The organism is Nocardiopsis sp. NPDC055551 (assembly GCF_053619415.1).
Map to the genome: position 1 here is coordinate 41,870 of NZ_JBSHJJ010000011.1, position 15,861 is coordinate 57,730.

The following is a 15,861-nucleotide window of genomic DNA, read 5'->3' on the forward strand; positions in this document are numbered from 1 at the left end:
TGGACATTACTTGCCAGACTGGAAAGTCAATGCCAACATAGAAACATGACGACCACGGAAGGCGTGCACATGCGCAGGGAAGATGCCTGGGACGCACTGGAACAGGCCCAGAACTTGAACGAGAGGGTCCGCCCCATGGGCGGTTGGTACGCGTTCTACGGAATCGCCTACGGGATGGTGAGCCTGGGACTGGTGCTGTCCTTGGGCATCACCAACTCCGCGGTCGGATCGCTGGTGGCCAGCGTGGTGGCGGTGACGATCATCTGCCTGCTGAGCGTCTACTCGGCGCGACAGCCGGTCAAGCCCCTGGGGTACGGCCCACTGCACGCGTGGGGCATCGCCGCCTGGGGCGTGATCTACGGCGTCGCCCTGTTCGTGGGCATGTACGTCTTCCCCGGAGACCTGCTCTGGTGGGCCCCGATGGCGGTGCTGAGCGCCCTGCCGACCACGGTCACCGGACTGATCGCCCTGCGTCGCAGCAGGAACACGAAGTGAACCATCCACGCGTTCGACTGGACGAGGTCATCCACTCCCCCGTCCGCTTCTCCGTCGTGGCCGCACTGGCCTCGGCCGATACCATCGAGTTCCGCGTCCTACGCGACCTGGTGGAGGTCAGCGACTCGGTGTTGTCCAAGCAGATATCCACTCTGGAGGACGCCGAGTACGTCGCGGTGAGCAAGTTCCGGGTGGGTCGGCGTACCCGCACCTCGCTCACGCTGACCTCGCAGGGGCGCAGGGCGTTCGACCAGCACGTGCGGGCGCTGCGCGACATCGCCGACGGGATGACGTTCCCCCCGTCCAAGGACGATCGAGAAGGCGATTAGGCCGCGGTGACCCCGCGCACCGGCTCCCGGTCCTCGAACCCTTCAGGATCGAGGACCTCGGCGTGTGCGGGGGTGTGCGGCCCGGAGGCGCCGTCCTTCACCCCCGGACCCGTTCGGACCCGGCGCTCGCGCACCACCTTCTTCTCTGGGACGGCCGGCCTGGAACCACGGTCCCCGCGCGCCGCACCGATACCGGCGATCACCACCAACCCCATACCCACCAGCTGGACGGTGACCGGCGCCTGACCGATGACGATCATGCCCATCACCAGGGCCACGGCCGGCTCCAGACTGGAGAAGGTGCTGTAGCCGGTCCGACTCATCCGCTGCAGGGCGATCATCTCCAGCAGGAACGGCACCATCGGGAACAGCAGGGCGATGAGCAGGGTGAACCCGATCAGTTCGAGGTTCGGTTCGGCGATCACGGCCGGGGCGCCCAGCGGGGCGGTGACCAGCGCGCCGACCACCATCGACAGGGTCAGCCCATGGACGGCGCCGAAGCCCGCGCCGACCTTCTGGGTGAGGATGATGTAGCCGACCACGCAGACCGCGCCGGCGAGCGCGAAACCGACACCGACCAGGTCGAGGTCGCCGTGCCAGGGACGGGTCAGGCACACCACGCCGACGACGGCGGCGACGATCCACACGAGTTCGCGACGTCTGCGCATCGCGGCCACGGCCACCACGAGGGTTCCGAGGAACTCGATGGAGGTGGCGGTGCCCAGCTCGATCCGCGCCGTCGCCTCGGAGTAGAACATCATCATCCCCGCGCTCGCTGTGCCCAGGATCACCACGGCACCCAGCTCACGCCGGGTCGCAGCGCGCACGGCCCGCCACAGAGGGCGACCACCGATCGCCAGCAGCAGTACCGCGGCCCAACTGAGGCGGAGCCAGGTGACCGTGGCGGGCCCGGCGTGCTCGAACGCGGTGACGGCGAGCGCGCTGCCGGTGTGCAGCGTGAACATGCCGATGAGCAGCATCAGCGGAGCCGGGACCCGGAAGCGGGCAGGGCTGAATGAGGGGAGGAATGAGCGGATCACCCGATCATTCGATCCAAGCTCTTCGTTTCTGTCCACGAACTCATGGTTGATGGACCATGTAGTTTCGGTGGATGGATTTCACGCGTCTGCGTCTCCTCGTGGAACTGGACCGGCTCGGCACCATGGCGGCCGTGTCCGAGGTCACAGGCATGAGCACCTCGGCGGTCTCCAAGCACCTCGCCGTTCTGGAGAAGGAGGCGGGGGTGGACCTGCTCGCCCCCGACGGACGCCGGGTACGGCTCACCCCGGCCGGGCGCAGGCTCGCCGAACACGCGGTGCACATCCTCGCCCGGGTGGAGGCGGCCCGGGCCGAGTTCGCCGGTGAGGGCGACCCGGTGGGCCGCGTCGACCTGGTCATGTACACCTCGGCGGCGCCGATCGTGCTGCCCGCGCTACGCCGGTTGAGCCGTGATCACCCGGGGATCGACATCCACCTGACCGAGTACGAATCGGAGCAGGCGCTGGCGCTGTTGCAGGATGGCGAGGCGGATCTGGGGGTGGTGTACCAGTACAGTCTTCTCCCCCGACGTTTCCCGGGGACGCTGACGGTGCATCCGGTGGGAACGGAGGGGCTGCTGTTGTCCCAGCCCTCTCTTGGGGCGGACAGCCGCACCCTCACCCGTCGGCGCCTGCGTGAGTTGGCCGAAGCGGCCTGGATCGCCAGCCCCTACCGGGGAGACGAGGAGGCCCTGGTGCACCGGATGTGCGCCGACGCGGGGTTCACTCCGCGGATTGTGCACCGGATCGACACCCTGGAGCTGTTCGAGGAGTTGGTGGCCACCGGGCTGGGCGTGGGCGTGGTGCCCCGACTGTCGACGGCCACCCGGCGCGGGGTGGCCCACGCACCCCTCGGCGAGTTGGGCGGGGTGCGACAGGTGTACCTGGCCGGGCGTACCGGCGGCTGGTCCTGGCGACCGATCCGGGTGGTCGCCGCCTATCTGCACCAATCCGCCGAGGACGTACTCGACGACGTTCCACCGTTGCCGTGGTCCACGACGGCGGAGTGATCAGGAGGGTCGGGGAAGGGGTGGGCCCGCCGGGTCAGCCCGCGATCGCGAAGGGGCCCACCGAGGGCACCGGCACCTTGCTCGCGGCCTCACGGACCGCGGCGAGCAGGGGTTCGGGGGTGGCCCCGGCCCGGGAGAGCACGATGATGTGCCGGCGTGCGGTCTCGCGCACCCCGCGCACGACGATCTGTGGGTGGTTGAGACCCGTCCAGGCCAGACGGGGCATCAGGGCGACGCCCAGACCCGCCTGGACCATGGAGAACACGGCGCTGAAGTCGTCGACGGTGTGCAGCACGTGCGGCTGGAATCCGGCCTGGTTGGCGGCGGCGGTCACGCAGGCGTGCCAGGCGGTGCCCGGCCCGGACAGGATCCAGCCCTCGTCGGCCAGGTCATCGGCCAGGTGGAGGCTGGTGCGGGTGGCCAGGGGGTGTTGGTAGGGCAGGATCGCGTCGAAGAGCTCGACCATCACCCGGTCGGTGCGAAAGTCCGGGTCCCCCGCGGACGGCAGGTGGCTGGAGGACATGGTGACGGCCACGTCCAGGCGGCCCGAGCGCACCATCTCGGCGCTCTCCTCGGGCTCGGCCTGCACGACCTCGAAGCTCCACCCGGGGTGGCTGTCGCGCAGTCGAGCCAGTGCGGGCGCGACCAGGTCGCTGATGGCGGTGGAGAAGGAGCCGACGCGAACGACGCCGCGGTCCCCGTCGGAGTACTCGGCGAGGTCGGCGGTGGCGCGTTCCATCTCCGCGAAGATCACGTGCGCCCGCTTGAGCAGCACGCGCGCGGCCCCGGTGAGCAGGAAGCGCCGGCCCTGGCGTTCCACCATCGGGACACCGGTCTCCTTGGCCAGGGCGGCCAACTGTTGGGAGACGGCCGAAGGTGTGACGCTGAGCGCCTCCGCGGTGGCGGCCACCGTGCGGTGGTGGTCGAGGGCCTGGAGGAGCTGCAAACGTCGGACATCGATCATGAACCCAATTTATGGCAGGGCCCTAAGGTTTCGATGTGATTTCGATCCGATCATGGGTTCTTTGCGGGTGATTCGCTGCACACGACCCCACCGAACACGCCACACTCCCGCAATACCTCCATAGGAAAGATTCGTATTTTTTCTCGATTAGCGATGCCGCGCGTGGTTTTTCCACGTGTCGCGCCTTCCCCTTCCATTACCGGCACGTACAGTCAGACTCACAGCTCAACCACGAATCCGCATCGGGCGGCTTCCAGGCTTCCAGTGCCCAAGCTGGTGGAACGGGTGAGAAGAAAATGCAAAATTCGCTGATGACCAAACCTCGACCGAACAACATCGGTGTTCTCGGTTTTCGCTACCTCGGCGCCCACGAGGTGGAGGAGCTCGCGGACCTGTGGGGCGCACTCCACCAGCAGCACACGGTGACCGCCCCGCACCTGGAGGACATCATCAGCGCCGTGAGCCTGGACGAGTCCTGGCGTCGGCGTCGCGCCCAGTACCTGTCCTGGATGTCCGATCCCGACACCATGGCGATCCTCGCCGAGAACGAGGGCGACCTGGCCGGGTACGCGATGGTGACCCTCCGCGAGAACGCGCAGGGCAGCTGGGACCGGGGCGCACAGGTCGCGGTCGTGCAGACCTTCGCCATCGACCCCGAGTACACCGGCACCGGGGTGGGCTCCAAGCTCCTGGAGGAGGTCCGCCGACAGCTGGCCGCCATGAACGTGCGGGACATCGAATTCTCCGCGATGGCCACCGCCTCCGAGGACATCCGGTTCCTGGAGCAGGAGGGTTTTCGGCCCTTCGTCACCACCATGGTGTGCCGCGTCGACGGCTTCGGCGCCCACGACTGACCAAAGGTCACCTGGCCGGCCTCCCCTTCGGGTCGGCGACTCGAACCGGCCCCCGCGCGGTCATACCCACGTCCCGCGCGGGGGCTTCCCCGTGTCGGACCCCGGCGACACACCCCGGCGGCTCGAAGGCCGAAGACGCTACGCTCGCCCCGTGGCCTCCTCCGACTCGAACACCTGTGTCTTTCCCGGCTGTACCCGACCGGTCCCTCGCGGCACCGCCCCCGGACGTCCGCCGCAATACTGCGACCTGCCCGAACACACGCGGTGGCGGGCCTGGAAAGAACGCCAGCGGCTGGCCCAGGAGGCGGAGAACGCCCAGAGCGAGGCCCTCGCCGAACAGCGCGAACACGCTCCCGCCACCACCCCGCAGGCCGCCGAGCCCGTGACCGCCGCGCGGCTGCGCGCCGACGACCTGCTCACCCGCTTCGCCGTGCAGACCGAACAGCTCGGAGCGACCCTGACCGCGGCCACCGAGGCCTTCACGACGATGTCCGACCCCGCGGCAGCCGAGGCCCAGGTGGAGGCGGCCCGTCTGGAGTCCGCGCGCAGGGTCTCGGAGGCCGACTCCGCACGGTTGGAGGCGGAGAACCGTCGCCGTGAGGCCGAGGCGGCCAGGCGGGCCGCCGAGGAGGCCACCGCCGCGGCGGTGGCCGACACCCAGGACGCCGAGCGCATGGCCGAGGACGCCTTGGGTCGTAGGGACGCCGCCGAGGCCGAGCGCGACCGGTCGGCGGAGTCCGCCCGGGCCGCGGGGCTGGAGCGCGACGCGGCCGTGGCCGAGGCCAACGCCGGGTTGGCCGCCGCCGAGCGTCGGATCGCCGACACCGTCGAACGCGCCCGCGCCGACCTGGAGCGTGAGCGCACCGAGGCCGCGCTGCGTCTGGACCGCTCACGTGGCGAGTTCGAGCGGGCACGGGCCGAGCTCAACGAACAGTCCCGGTTGCGTGAGGAGGCCGATCTGGCCGCGCGGGAGGCCCGCGCCCGCGCCGAGGCCGCCGAGGATCGGACCCACCGGGCCACTCGGGACCTGGAGGCGGAGCGGTCCCGGTTCGACACCGAGTTGGAGCGTGCCCATCAGCGGTCGGAGTCGGACCGCGCGGCCGCCGAGGCCGAGCGGGCGCGCCTGACCGCGGAGTTGGAACGGGCGAACGCCGAACGCGAACGTCTGGCCGCGGAGTCGGAGTCCCAGCGCCGCAACTCCGAGCTGACCTTGAACGAGGCGCGCGAGGCCGGGACGGCACGGCTGTCGGTGGCCGAGGAGGCTCGTGACCTCGCCTTGGAGCGGGCCGAGCGGGCCGAGTCGGAACTCGATTCCCTGAGGGAGCGCGCTCGCGAGGAGGCGGGATCCGCCTGAGCCCACCCCCTCATATGACTTACGTCCCCTTTTGCACCTTTTATTCGGCTTAGAATGGTGGCCGTGCGAGATCTGGGAACCACTGGTGAAACCGGCCCGATGCCGCTGGGCGATGGTCGGTCCGACCAAGCTCCCCGGCGTGCGACCATCGGCGATCGCCCCAGCCCCCGAATGGACCTTCGGGCGCTCTTCGGCCTGGAGGCGGGGCACTGGGCGTGGCGGACCGCGGTGCACGCCACCGTGGCGATGACGGTCTCCTTCGCCCTGGCCACGATGCTCTTCGGCCCCCAGCTCGGCACCCTGGCCGCGCTCGGGTCCATGACCGTCCTGTACGAGAAGAAGACGCCCTACTCCTACCGCGCCGCCGCCCTCGCCCTGGTGGGGTTGGGTTTCGTCGCCGCGGTGACCTTCAACTCCCTGGCCTCGTCCTTGTCCCCTTGGGCGGCGGTGGCCTCCATCGGTCTGACCGCCGGCGTGAGCACATGGGTCTGCGCGGCCTGGCGGGTGGACAAGCCCGGACCGATGTTCTTCGTCCTTGTCGCCACCATCTCCACCATCGCCCCCGGCGGGGTCGCCGAGGTCCCCCTGCACGCACTCATCGCCGCGCTGGGCGCCACGGTGGGCTGGACGGTCTCGATGTCCGGTGCCCCGTTCCGGTCCCGTCGTCCCGAATACCACGCGGTGGCCGAAGCCTTCCGGGAACTGGCCGCCCTGCTGCGTTCCGTGGGCACGCCCGAACTCGACCACGCCCAGCACCAGGCTTCGGTGGCGGTGGCCGAGGCCTGGCGGATCGTGTTGTTGGGGCAGACCCGGGGTTACAGCCCCACCCCCGAGGCGGCCCGCCTGCGCGCGCTGCTGCGCTGGGTCTCCGACGTCCATCTGGCCGCGACCCAGGTGTGCATCGCCCGAACCACGCCCCTGCCGGCCCAGGCCGCCGAATTCGCCGAGCGGCTGGCACCGGCCGTCGCCGACCCCTCTCAATCCCCCGACCCCGAGTCCCTGCACGAGTTGCGCCGTGGGATGCGGCCACGCTCGTTGGAGTCCCGCCTCTACGGCCTGTTGACCAGGACCGCCCAGACCGCTCGTCGTAGCGCCGAGGACGAGGACGTCGAGGACGACCATCGCTCCGCCGGCCTGCACGACGAGCGTTACCCGGCCCTGGCGAGCGCCCTGCGCTCCAGCCTGAGTTCGGAGTCCCTGATCCGGCCCACCGCGCTGCGCATGTGGCTGACGGTGACCGCCGCCGGGATGTTCGGTCTATGGATGGGGCTGGACCACTACTACTGGGTGGCGCTGACGACCACCTCCGTGTTGCAGGCCGGCAACGTGGCCCTGGCCTTCAACCGTTCGGTGCAGCGCTCCCTGGGCACCCTGCTGGGTGTGCTGGCCGGGGTGGGACTGCTCATGTTGAACCCACCGCTGGCCGTGGTGATCATCCTGGCCGGGTTGTTCCAGGGCACCACGCAGCTCGTGGTGGCCCGCAACTTCTTCTACGCCTCGATCGTGTTGACCCCGATGGCGCTGATGCTGTCCTACACGGCCCAACCGGCACCCCTCGCCGACCTCGCCGAGTCCAGGTTCATCGACACCGTGGTGGGTTCGGTGTTCGGTCTGGCCGGGGCGCTGCTGCTGTGGCGCAAGGCTTCGGCGACCCGCCTGCCACAGGCCATCTCCAGTGTGCTGGAGCGCACCCGCCAGTGCATGATGGCGGTGTTGGACCAGGACTCGGAGATCACCGAGGAGCACCGGTACCGGCTACGCAGGGACATGCGCGCGGCCACGGTGAGCCTGCGGGGTGTGTACGAGAGCGCCCTCGGCGACGCGCCCCGGGCGGCCTCCACCCGACCGCTGTGGCCGGTGGTGGTGGCCACCCAGCGCATCGGTTACCTGGCGCTGGCCGCGCTCTCCCAGGACCGCGGCCCCGATCCGGTCGGCGTCATCACCCTGCAACGCGTGGACCTGGCGTTCGGCGAACTCATCTCGGCCATGGAGGAACGGCGGACCCCGCGGCTCGGCGCGCTGCCCAGGCTGCCCGCCTACCCGCGCATCAACATGGAACTGCGGGCGCTGGCCACCGCCATGACGACCGCGGTGGCCCAGGACGAGAGGTCGGCCCGACAGGAGGCCGAGCGGCGGGCCCACCGTGAACAGCGTCGCGCCCAGCGGGACGTGGACGCCGACCTGTAGCGGCCTCGGCGGGCCCGCCGGGCTCAGTCCTGGTCGAGGACCGCGAACGCCCGGACCGGGAAGGCCGCCACCGCGCGCACCTTGGCCGGGACCGCGTGGAAGGTGAACCCCTCGGCGGGCAGCCGGTCGAGCAGGCACAGGTGGCTGACGATCGGCACCCCCGCGGTGAGCAGGGTGGCCTGGGCCGGACGGGACCCCTCGGTGGCCGGCGAGGTGTCGTCGACCCCGATCGAGTCGATGCCGACCAGGGTGACCCCGGCCTGGACCAAGGTCTTGGCGGCCGTCTCGGTCAGGTGCGGGTGGTCGTGGCCGCCGTAGGTCTCGGTCCGCCAATGCCGGTCCCAGCCCGTGCGGAGCAGAACGGCGCGACCGCGCAGGTCCAGCCCGGCGAAGGCCTCGGGTCCGATCCGTCGTCGAGCGGTGGCGTCGACCACGATCCCGGGCAGGCAAGCGACCCGGTCCAGGTCCAGATCGGCGGGGTCCGCGGCGTCACGGTAGGGGTGGGCGGGGATCTCGACGTAGGTTCCGGTCGCCCCGACCATCGAGACCCTGCCGCTACTGTCGCCGTGCCCGGGGACCCCGCCCGCGACGGTGGTGCTCTCCTTGATCACGGGTTCGGGCAGCCCGGGGCAGGTGCTCATTCCGTCGGTGATCTGGTGGCTGACGTCGACCAGTTTCGGCATGGCTGTGCTTCCTCGCTCGTATCCGTCAGGAGGGCCTCTGAACCGGGCCAGAGGTCTAGACCACGACCCTAGCGCGCATGGCACAGGTCACGACAGGGGTTGAGGACCCCGATCGAACGGCATCCGGCCCCCGCTAAGCTCGTAGGCACCGCGGCGGACCGTCGACCCCCGACCGTCCGCGCACCCCCACAGCAGATTCACCCGCCGAGAAGGGGCGACTCCATCGTGTCAATGTACGGAGCGGCCAAGGCCCTCGTCGCGCCCGCCAGCCGCATGGTGTGGCCCCAGCGCGTGGAGGGCGTTCACCACGTCCCCACGAGCGGCCCGGTGATCCTGGCCGTCAACCACCTGGCGCTGATCGACCCCCTCTTCGTCGGTGTGGCCTGCCCTCGACCGGTCCGCTTCATCGCCAAGCAGGAACTGTTCGACGAGAGCACCTTCGTGAAGCGGATCATCGCGCGAGCTCTGCGGGCCCTGGGCCCGCTCTCGGTGGACCGCCGGCCCGGCCAGAGCTCCCAGGAGGCCATGGACAACAGCCTGGCCGTACTGGAGAGCGGCGAGGTGTTCGGCATCTTCCCCGAGGGCACCCGTTCTCCCGACGGCCGCCTCTACAAGGGACAGACCGGGCTGGCCTGGTTGGCCCTGACCACGGGGGCGCCGGTGGTCCCGGTCGCGCTGACCGGAACCGAGCGCATCCTGCCGCCGGGGCGCAAGGTCCCCTCCTTCAACCGGGTGGGGCTCCGTTTCGGCGAGCCGGTGGACCTGTCGCCGTGGCGGGACAAGGCGCACAAGGCCAAGCCCCGCCGGGAGGCGACCGACGCGATCATGGGAGCGATCGCCAAGCTGTCCGGGCAGGAGCAGGTGGCGCGGTTCGCCGCCTCGGTCAAGGCGGAGCTCGAACAGGGGTGATTTTCCCCACAGAGTTTCCGGGGCTCATTCGCCCTTGACGAGACGTTGACCCGAAGTCGAGGGCCCTTTTTCAAGCTCGAATCCGCGCCCCGGCCTGGCTTTCGAGCACACGAGCCCCTCGGGTCACTCTCGCTCGTCCCCTCGGCGAGAGAAGAATTCCCTACCCTTATAGTGGGTTTTCCCGGTGGCCACACCGGATAGATTAGGCAAGCCTTACCTTTCGATGGCGTCCGACCCTGGCGCGAAGACTTGGAGCTGTGCGATGACGCGACCACTGCGAGTGGGAATCGTGGGTGCGGGCCCGGCGGGCATCTACGCCGCGGACCTGCTCACCAAGGACGAGACCCTGTCCGCGTGCGGCACGTCCGTCAGCATCGACATCCTCGACAAGCTGCCCTCGCCGTACGGCCTGGTCCGTTACGGTGTGGCCCCCGACCACCCCCGGATCAAACAGATCCAGGGTGCGCTGCACAAGATCCTCGACAAGCCCCAGGTCAGCTTCTACGGCAACGTCGAGTACGGCGTGGACCTGAAGCTGGAGGACCTGCGCCGCCACTACGACGCGGTCGTCTTCGCCACCGGCAGCGACCGCGACCGACCCCTGGACATCCCCGGCGTGGACCTGCCCGGCAGCCACGGCGCCGCCGACTTCGTCTTCTGGTACGACTCCCACCCCGACGTCAACCCCTCCTGGCACGTGGAGGGCACCAGTGTCGCGGTGATCGGCGCGGGCAACGTCGCCGTCGACGTCGCCCGTATCCTGGCCAAGGACGCCGACGACCTGCTCTCGACCGACATCACCGACAACGTCTACGAGGGTCTGCGCGCCAAGCAGATCACCGACGTGCACGTGTTCTCCCGCCGTGGCATCGCCCAGTGCAAGGCCACTCCTATGGAGTTGCGCGAGCTGGACAAGCAGCCCGGTGTGGAGGTCCTGGTCTACGCCGAGGACTTCGACATGGACGAGGGCAGCCTCCAGGCCTGCGATGACTCCAACCAGGTCAAGACCAACGTCAAGGTCCTGCAGAACTGGGCGATCCGGGACGAGCGCGGATCCGAGCGCCGCCTGCACCTGCACTTCCTGCACGCTCCCGCCGAGATCCTGGGCGAGGACAAGGTCACCGGGATCCGTACCGAGCGCATGGAGCTGACCGGCGACGGCAACGTCAAGGGCACCGGCGAGTTCGTCGACACCGAGGTCCAGGCCGTCTACCGCGCCATCGGCTACCTGGGCTCGCCCCTGGCCGACCTGCCCTTCGACGAGGAGCGGGGCGTGGTCCCCAACTCCGAGGGCCGGGTCCTGGACCTGGACGAGAACCCCATCGACGGCGTGTACGCCACCGGTTGGATCAAGCGCGGCCCCGTCGGCCTCATCGGCCACACCAAGGGCGACGCCCTGGAGACCGTCACCAACCTGGTCGCCGACCGCGACTCCTTCACCCCCGCCACCGAGCCCGACCCGGTCTCCTTCCGGGCCCTGCTCACCGAGCGCGGTGTCGAGTACACCACTTGGGAGGGTTGGCAGCGCATCGAGGCCAAGGAGGAGGAGCTGGGCGCCGAACGCGGCCGCAAGCGCCTCAAGCTGCTCAGTCGTGAGGAACAGACCAGCGTCGCACGTCAGGCTTAGCCTCGCGCGTGATTCCCGGCCGGTCCCGCGCCCCTCTGCGGGACCGGCCCTTGCCCTTTACCCACCCTTGGCGCTTCTGGCACCGTGAGATTGCACATTCGGCTCTCTCCCGGTTCGTGGAACAACTGCCCGGACCGATGGGTTAGAGTCACTGTTGGTCGGTGTGGTAGCAAGTGTCCCCCGGGCCTCAACTATTGCCTTCGCGGAATACCGCGTCCGGCACCCGCCCCTCGGGGTGGGACGGACCGGACGGCCAGGAGCCCCGTTGTGCCCCGCGCCGAGAGGCGACCGCCATGCCGACCATCAACCTCTTGCCCCGCTCCCACCGAAGTGGGAGTGGGGCATCTTGGTCTCTCCCGGAAACGCAACGAAGGACGGTCAGGCGTGGACGATTGGTCCCCCCGACAGCCGGATTCCTCCGGACCGCCCGACGATCGGTCGGACGGTGACGGCGCTCTGCAGCCGCGCCCGGAGAACCCCTATCGCATCCCCCAGCGGCCATCAGGGGCTCGTCCCAAGGACTCTGGGGGCTTCGGGTTCGGGCATCCGCGTCCCGCGGACCCCGAGCCGGGTGAGCCCGCCACCGAGGCATGGGAAGTGCCGCGGGAGACCGGTGAGACCCAGGACCGCGAGAGCGTCGCCGAGCCGGCCCTCGACCACGGTCCCCGCCCCTGGGACGTGAGCCCCACCGATCCCGTGTCCCAAGATCGCGAACGGCCCGCGGAGAACTCCTGGGACACCGCCGACCGTAGCTCGTGGGACACCCCGGGCGACGGCTTCGAAGAGCCTCGGGAGGGTTCCACCGAACCCGTGTGGGAGAGCCCGACCTCCGCCGGCGAACCCGAGCCCGGCGCCGCCGGCTGGGGTCTGGCCCCCGAACCACCCTCCGGTCAGGACAGCTGGGACCACGGCCACGTCGCGGAACCGGAGCCATGGAACGCCCCGCCCCCCGAGGCGTCCTGGGATCGAGCACAGAGCGGTCGAGGCGACTCGCCCGAGCGGCCCGCGTGGGAGGAATACGGCGGACAGGCCGGCGACCCGCGCAGGCTCTGGGGCGAGGAGACCTTCCCCGAACAACCCGCCGAAGAGTGGGGCGGCCCCGCCCAGAGTCCTTCCTGGGAGCACCGGTCGGCCTCCGGAGCAGGCGAGGAGCGGTGGGGCACCCCGCCGGAGGCGGAGTCCGCCCCCGGCGAGCGGGGAGGCCCCGTCGAACCCGTACAGGAGCAGTGGGGCGCGCCGAGCACCGGCGCCCACACAGGATCGGGACAGCACGCAGGGTCGGGACGGTCCACCCCGGAACAGCCCTCCATCGAGTCCTGGGAGACGCCCTACCGCGGACAGCCCACCTACGGGGGCGACACCCCCTACCCGGGTTCGGCCCCGCTCGGGCCCGAGGAGGGGTCCGCCCCGCGGGCGGACCAGCAGGGTCAGGGATACGAGTACCTCTACAGCGGTCCGGGTGGCCAGGGCCCCGGCGGGCCCGGCGGTCCCCAGGGTCCGCACGGCCCCGATGACGGTGACGGCTACTACGACGACTCCTACGACGCCGGGCCGCCGAAGAAGAAGTCCCGTCGCGGGCTGCTCATCGCCCTGGCCTCGGTCGTGGTCGTGCTGGCCCTGATCGGTGGTGGCGTGGGCTGGTACGTCTACACCCTGCCCGAGCCCGAGGAGGCCACCGGCGAGTACGAGGCCGCTTGGGAGGAGCAGGACTTCGCCCGTCTGGCCGCCGTCACCACCGGTGACGACGCCGAGGCCATCCTCGGTGGGATCGACGCCGGGCTGGGCGTGGACGGTGTCGACGTGGAGATCGGCACACCGGTCACCGACGGTGGCACCGGCAGCGCCTCCTACGAGGTGACGTTGTCGCTGACCAACGCCTCGGACTGGGGCTGGGAGGGCGAACTCCCGCTCGTGCGCGAGGACGGTGAGTGGTGGGTCGACTTCTCACCCGAGGTCGCCTACCCCGGGCTGGGCGAGGGTCAGGTGCTCGCCCGCACCGCCGTGTTCGGTGAGCGCGGCCAGATCCACGCCGCCGACGGCACCCGGCTGGACACCCCGGACACCTCCGGTTCGCTGCAGATGATCGTCGGCACGCTGGGCGAGGCCGACGAGGACGACATCGAGAGATTGGGCCCGGCCTACAACATCGGTGACACCGTCGGTAAGAGCGGGCTCCAGCGCACCTACGAGGAGCGCTTGGCCGGTGAGGCCGCTACCACCATCCTGATGGTGGACGCCGCCGAGGCCGAGGACCCCGACTCGCTGGAGGCCACCGAGGAGAACACCTTGGCGACCCTGGACGGGTCCGACGGCGAGTCGATCACCACCAGCGTCGACATGGGTGTCCAGAACGCGGCGTCGAACGCCATCATCGACGCCGACGACCCGGCCGGGTTGGTCGCGATCCGCCCCTCCACCGGGGAGATCCTGGCCGCGGTGAACGTGCCCGGTGGGTTCAACCGGGCCTTCGAGGGCCAGTACGCGCCCGGTTCGTCGTTCAAGATCGTCACCTACAGCGCACTGTTGGACAACGGTCTGTCCACCGACGCCACGATGGACTGCCCCAAGGAGTACGAGCTGGGCGGGTGGCCGTTCCGCAACGCGGGCGACGCCGAGTACGGCGAACAGTCGGTGACCGAGGCGTTCGCGACCTCGTGCAACACCGCCCTGGTGCACGAGATCGGTGAGCACCTGAACCCGGAGACGTTGCTGGCCAGTGCCGAGCAGTTCGGGATGAACAAGTCGCTGGACATCGGTGTGGCCACTCACGAGCCGAGCTTCCCGCCGGTGGACAGCACCACCATGATGGGCGCGCAGGGCATCGGTCAGGGTCAGATCCTCACCTCGCCACTGCACATGGCCACGGTGCCCGCGGCGGTCGCCGACGGTTCATGGCGCCACCCGGTGCTGGTGACCGAACCGGCTGCGGAGGAGCTGCCGGAGCCGACCGCCATCGGCAACGCCGAGGCGCTGCGGCCGATGATGCGCGCGGTGGTCACCGACGGCACCGCCAAGGGCGTCGACTTCGAGGGCGAGGTGTACGGCAAGACCGGCACCGCCGAGTACGGGACCGCCGAGGACGCCGACGAGGACGACGAACTGCCCAGCCACGCGTGGATGGTCGGTTACAAGGGCGACGTGGCGTTCGCCGTGGTGGTGGACGGTGGTGGAGGCGGTTCGGCCGTGGCCGGTCCGCTGGCCGCGAAGTTCACCAACGCGCTCTAGGTGTACTGAGCCGAGGGCCCGCCCGGTGATCCGCTCCCTGGGAGATGGACTGGAAATCCGGTTCCATCGACCGGGGAGCGGCCCCATGGGAACGGCTGACCTGCCCATCTCCCCACACCAGGTCGCGGCGGGACCCGGCGACCGGGACGAACGTGTCCGCGCCGACCGTCGGCCCAGGGGCCTGGCCGGGTGACGGAAGGGCGCGGGTCCACAATGCGTCGCCCCGATGCCTTGGCCGCGAGGCCAGGACCTGTCCGAGTCGGGGGAGCACGCGCGGGGCCGCCCCCGAGTCCGGCGACGGCCCCCTCTGCACCCAGGGTCAGCGGGCTTCGGTTCCTCCGGGCCGACTCGTCTGGAGCCTTCGGTCGCTGACGGAATCGGACCGCGACGAGTTCCCCCCTCCCGTGGCCACCTACCGGCCGGCCGACACCACCACGCACTTCGCAACCTCCTACACGGGTCCACGAGAATCCCTCCGTGCTCGGGCGGGCAAGGACGAGCACAAGGGCGTGGCGTGGATTCGTTGTTCGCCCGGAACAGGCTCGGCCCTCGAACCCGCCGACCGACCAGGGACGAGAGTGCCCGTTTCGAACGGCCGGGCGGTACGGCAGCCCCATATGTGCCCGCCCTCGACCATCAGAGCCGTGTCCGAGTCGGGCTTTTTCGGCTACGAGGACGAGTTCATCCCCCACACCACTGTCGCCCCTTCGACGCGCAAGAAGGAGGACGGGATTACTCCAGAGAGAGTTATTATTACTTTGTGCAACTCTATAATTACATAACGTTATCGGCAGGGGTGTTCGGGAATTCCAACCTGTGGCGCCGAAAGGGCTTCGCCGACCGAGGGTCGACGGAGCAGGCGCCCGGACCGGCAGGGTGTCGGTCCACATGGGAAGGGCAAAGCATGAACCGCAAGACTGTCGCTCGTATCGCCTTCGCCGCTGTCGTCGCTCCGACCCTGGCCTTCGGTGCTCCCGCCGCCGCGATGGCGGACAGTTACTTCTCCGCCGAGTCGACCGCCGCCGGCTTCAAGGGCGCCACCAGCAACAGCGTGAAGGCCGTGGCTGTGGACGGTGACCACAAGCACGGCGGTGGCTCCTACTACGAGCACGACTCCAGCGCCGCCGGCTTCAAGGGCGCCGCCAGCCACAACATCACGAGTGCGGCCAACTGACTCTGACCCTGCC

The 15,861-nt window shown here is 69.9% G+C and carries 13 protein-coding genes; 10 read left to right on the plus strand and 3 right to left on the minus strand.

Annotated elements, in window-relative coordinates; all coding sequences use genetic code 11:
* The first annotated feature begins 45 nt into the window (after positions 1-45).
* On the plus strand, positions 46-495 hold the full coding sequence (locus ACWGSK_RS19930) for a hypothetical protein (RefSeq protein WP_358505147.1): 450 nt from the start codon (positions 46-48) through the stop codon (positions 493-495).
* A complete protein-coding gene (locus ACWGSK_RS19935; protein ID WP_358505150.1) occupies positions 492-824 on the plus strand; it encodes a winged helix-turn-helix domain-containing protein in 333 nt (110 codons plus the stop codon). Before ACWGSK_RS19930 ends, ACWGSK_RS19935 begins: the two co-directional genes overlap by 4 nt.
* Here ACWGSK_RS19935 and ACWGSK_RS19940 read toward each other — a convergent pair.
* Complete coding sequence (locus tag ACWGSK_RS19940) at positions 821-1,864, minus strand: EamA family transporter (protein WP_358505153.1); 1,044 nt, start codon at positions 1,862-1,864, stop codon at positions 821-823. The genes ACWGSK_RS19935 and ACWGSK_RS19940 overlap by 4 nt on opposite strands.
* 71 nt (positions 1,865-1,935) lie before the next feature.
* Between ACWGSK_RS19940 and ACWGSK_RS19945 the strand changes: the two genes are divergently transcribed.
* On the plus strand, positions 1,936-2,871 hold the full coding sequence (locus tag ACWGSK_RS19945) for a LysR family transcriptional regulator (protein WP_452456413.1): 936 nt from the start codon (positions 1,936-1,938) through the stop codon (positions 2,869-2,871).
* Between the two features lie 34 nt (positions 2,872-2,905).
* Here the strand turns inward: ACWGSK_RS19945 and ACWGSK_RS19950 are convergent, their stop codons facing one another.
* Positions 2,906-3,835: a LysR family transcriptional regulator gene (locus ACWGSK_RS19950; RefSeq protein WP_358505160.1), complete on the minus strand. Its 930-nt coding sequence runs from the start codon at positions 3,833-3,835 to the stop codon at positions 2,906-2,908.
* 311 nt (positions 3,836-4,146) lie between these two features.
* Here ACWGSK_RS19950 and ACWGSK_RS19955 point away from each other — a divergent pair, with 311 nt between their 5' ends.
* From ACWGSK_RS19955 to ACWGSK_RS19965, 3 genes are all read left to right on the plus strand, one after another.
* A complete protein-coding gene (locus ACWGSK_RS19955; protein ID WP_358505164.1) occupies positions 4,147-4,689 on the plus strand; it encodes a GNAT family N-acetyltransferase in 543 nt (180 codons plus the stop codon).
* Between the two features lie 151 nt (positions 4,690-4,840).
* On the plus strand, positions 4,841-6,043 hold the full coding sequence (locus tag ACWGSK_RS19960; protein ID WP_358505166.1) for a coiled-coil domain-containing protein: 1,203 nt from the start codon (positions 4,841-4,843) through the stop codon (positions 6,041-6,043).
* 99 nt (positions 6,044-6,142) lie between these two features.
* Positions 6,143-8,230: an FUSC family protein gene (locus tag ACWGSK_RS19965; RefSeq protein ID WP_358505423.1), complete on the plus strand. Its 2,088-nt coding sequence runs from the start codon at positions 6,143-6,145 to the stop codon at positions 8,228-8,230.
* Positions 8,231-8,253: 23 nt separating this feature from the next.
* Here ACWGSK_RS19965 and ACWGSK_RS19970 read toward each other — a convergent pair whose 3' ends face one another.
* Positions 8,254-8,913, minus strand: a complete 660-nt coding sequence (locus ACWGSK_RS19970; RefSeq protein WP_358505169.1) for a cyclase family protein — start codon at positions 8,911-8,913, stop codon at positions 8,254-8,256.
* A gap of 225 nt (positions 8,914-9,138) precedes the next feature.
* Here ACWGSK_RS19970 and ACWGSK_RS19975 point away from each other — a divergent pair, with 225 nt between their 5' ends.
* From ACWGSK_RS19975 to ACWGSK_RS19990, 4 genes are all read left to right on the plus strand, one after another.
* Positions 9,139-9,822, plus strand: coding sequence for a lysophospholipid acyltransferase family protein (locus ACWGSK_RS19975; RefSeq protein WP_358505172.1), 684 nt, complete (start codon positions 9,139-9,141; stop codon positions 9,820-9,822).
* Positions 9,823-10,102: 280 nt separating this feature from the next.
* Positions 10,103-11,449: an FAD-dependent oxidoreductase gene (locus tag ACWGSK_RS19980; RefSeq protein WP_358505426.1), complete on the plus strand. Its 1,347-nt coding sequence runs from the start codon at positions 10,103-10,105 to the stop codon at positions 11,447-11,449.
* A gap of 384 nt (positions 11,450-11,833) precedes the next feature.
* Positions 11,834-14,674, plus strand: a complete 2,841-nt coding sequence (locus tag ACWGSK_RS19985; protein WP_452456414.1) for a penicillin-binding transpeptidase domain-containing protein — start codon at positions 11,834-11,836, stop codon at positions 14,672-14,674.
* A gap of 904 nt (positions 14,675-15,578) precedes the next feature.
* Positions 15,579-15,848 carry a hypothetical protein gene (locus ACWGSK_RS19990; protein WP_358505177.1) on the plus strand — a complete coding sequence of 90 codons (270 nt, stop codon included), beginning with the start codon at positions 15,579-15,581 and terminating at the stop codon, positions 15,846-15,848.
* The last annotated feature ends 13 nt before the right edge of the window (positions 15,849-15,861 follow it).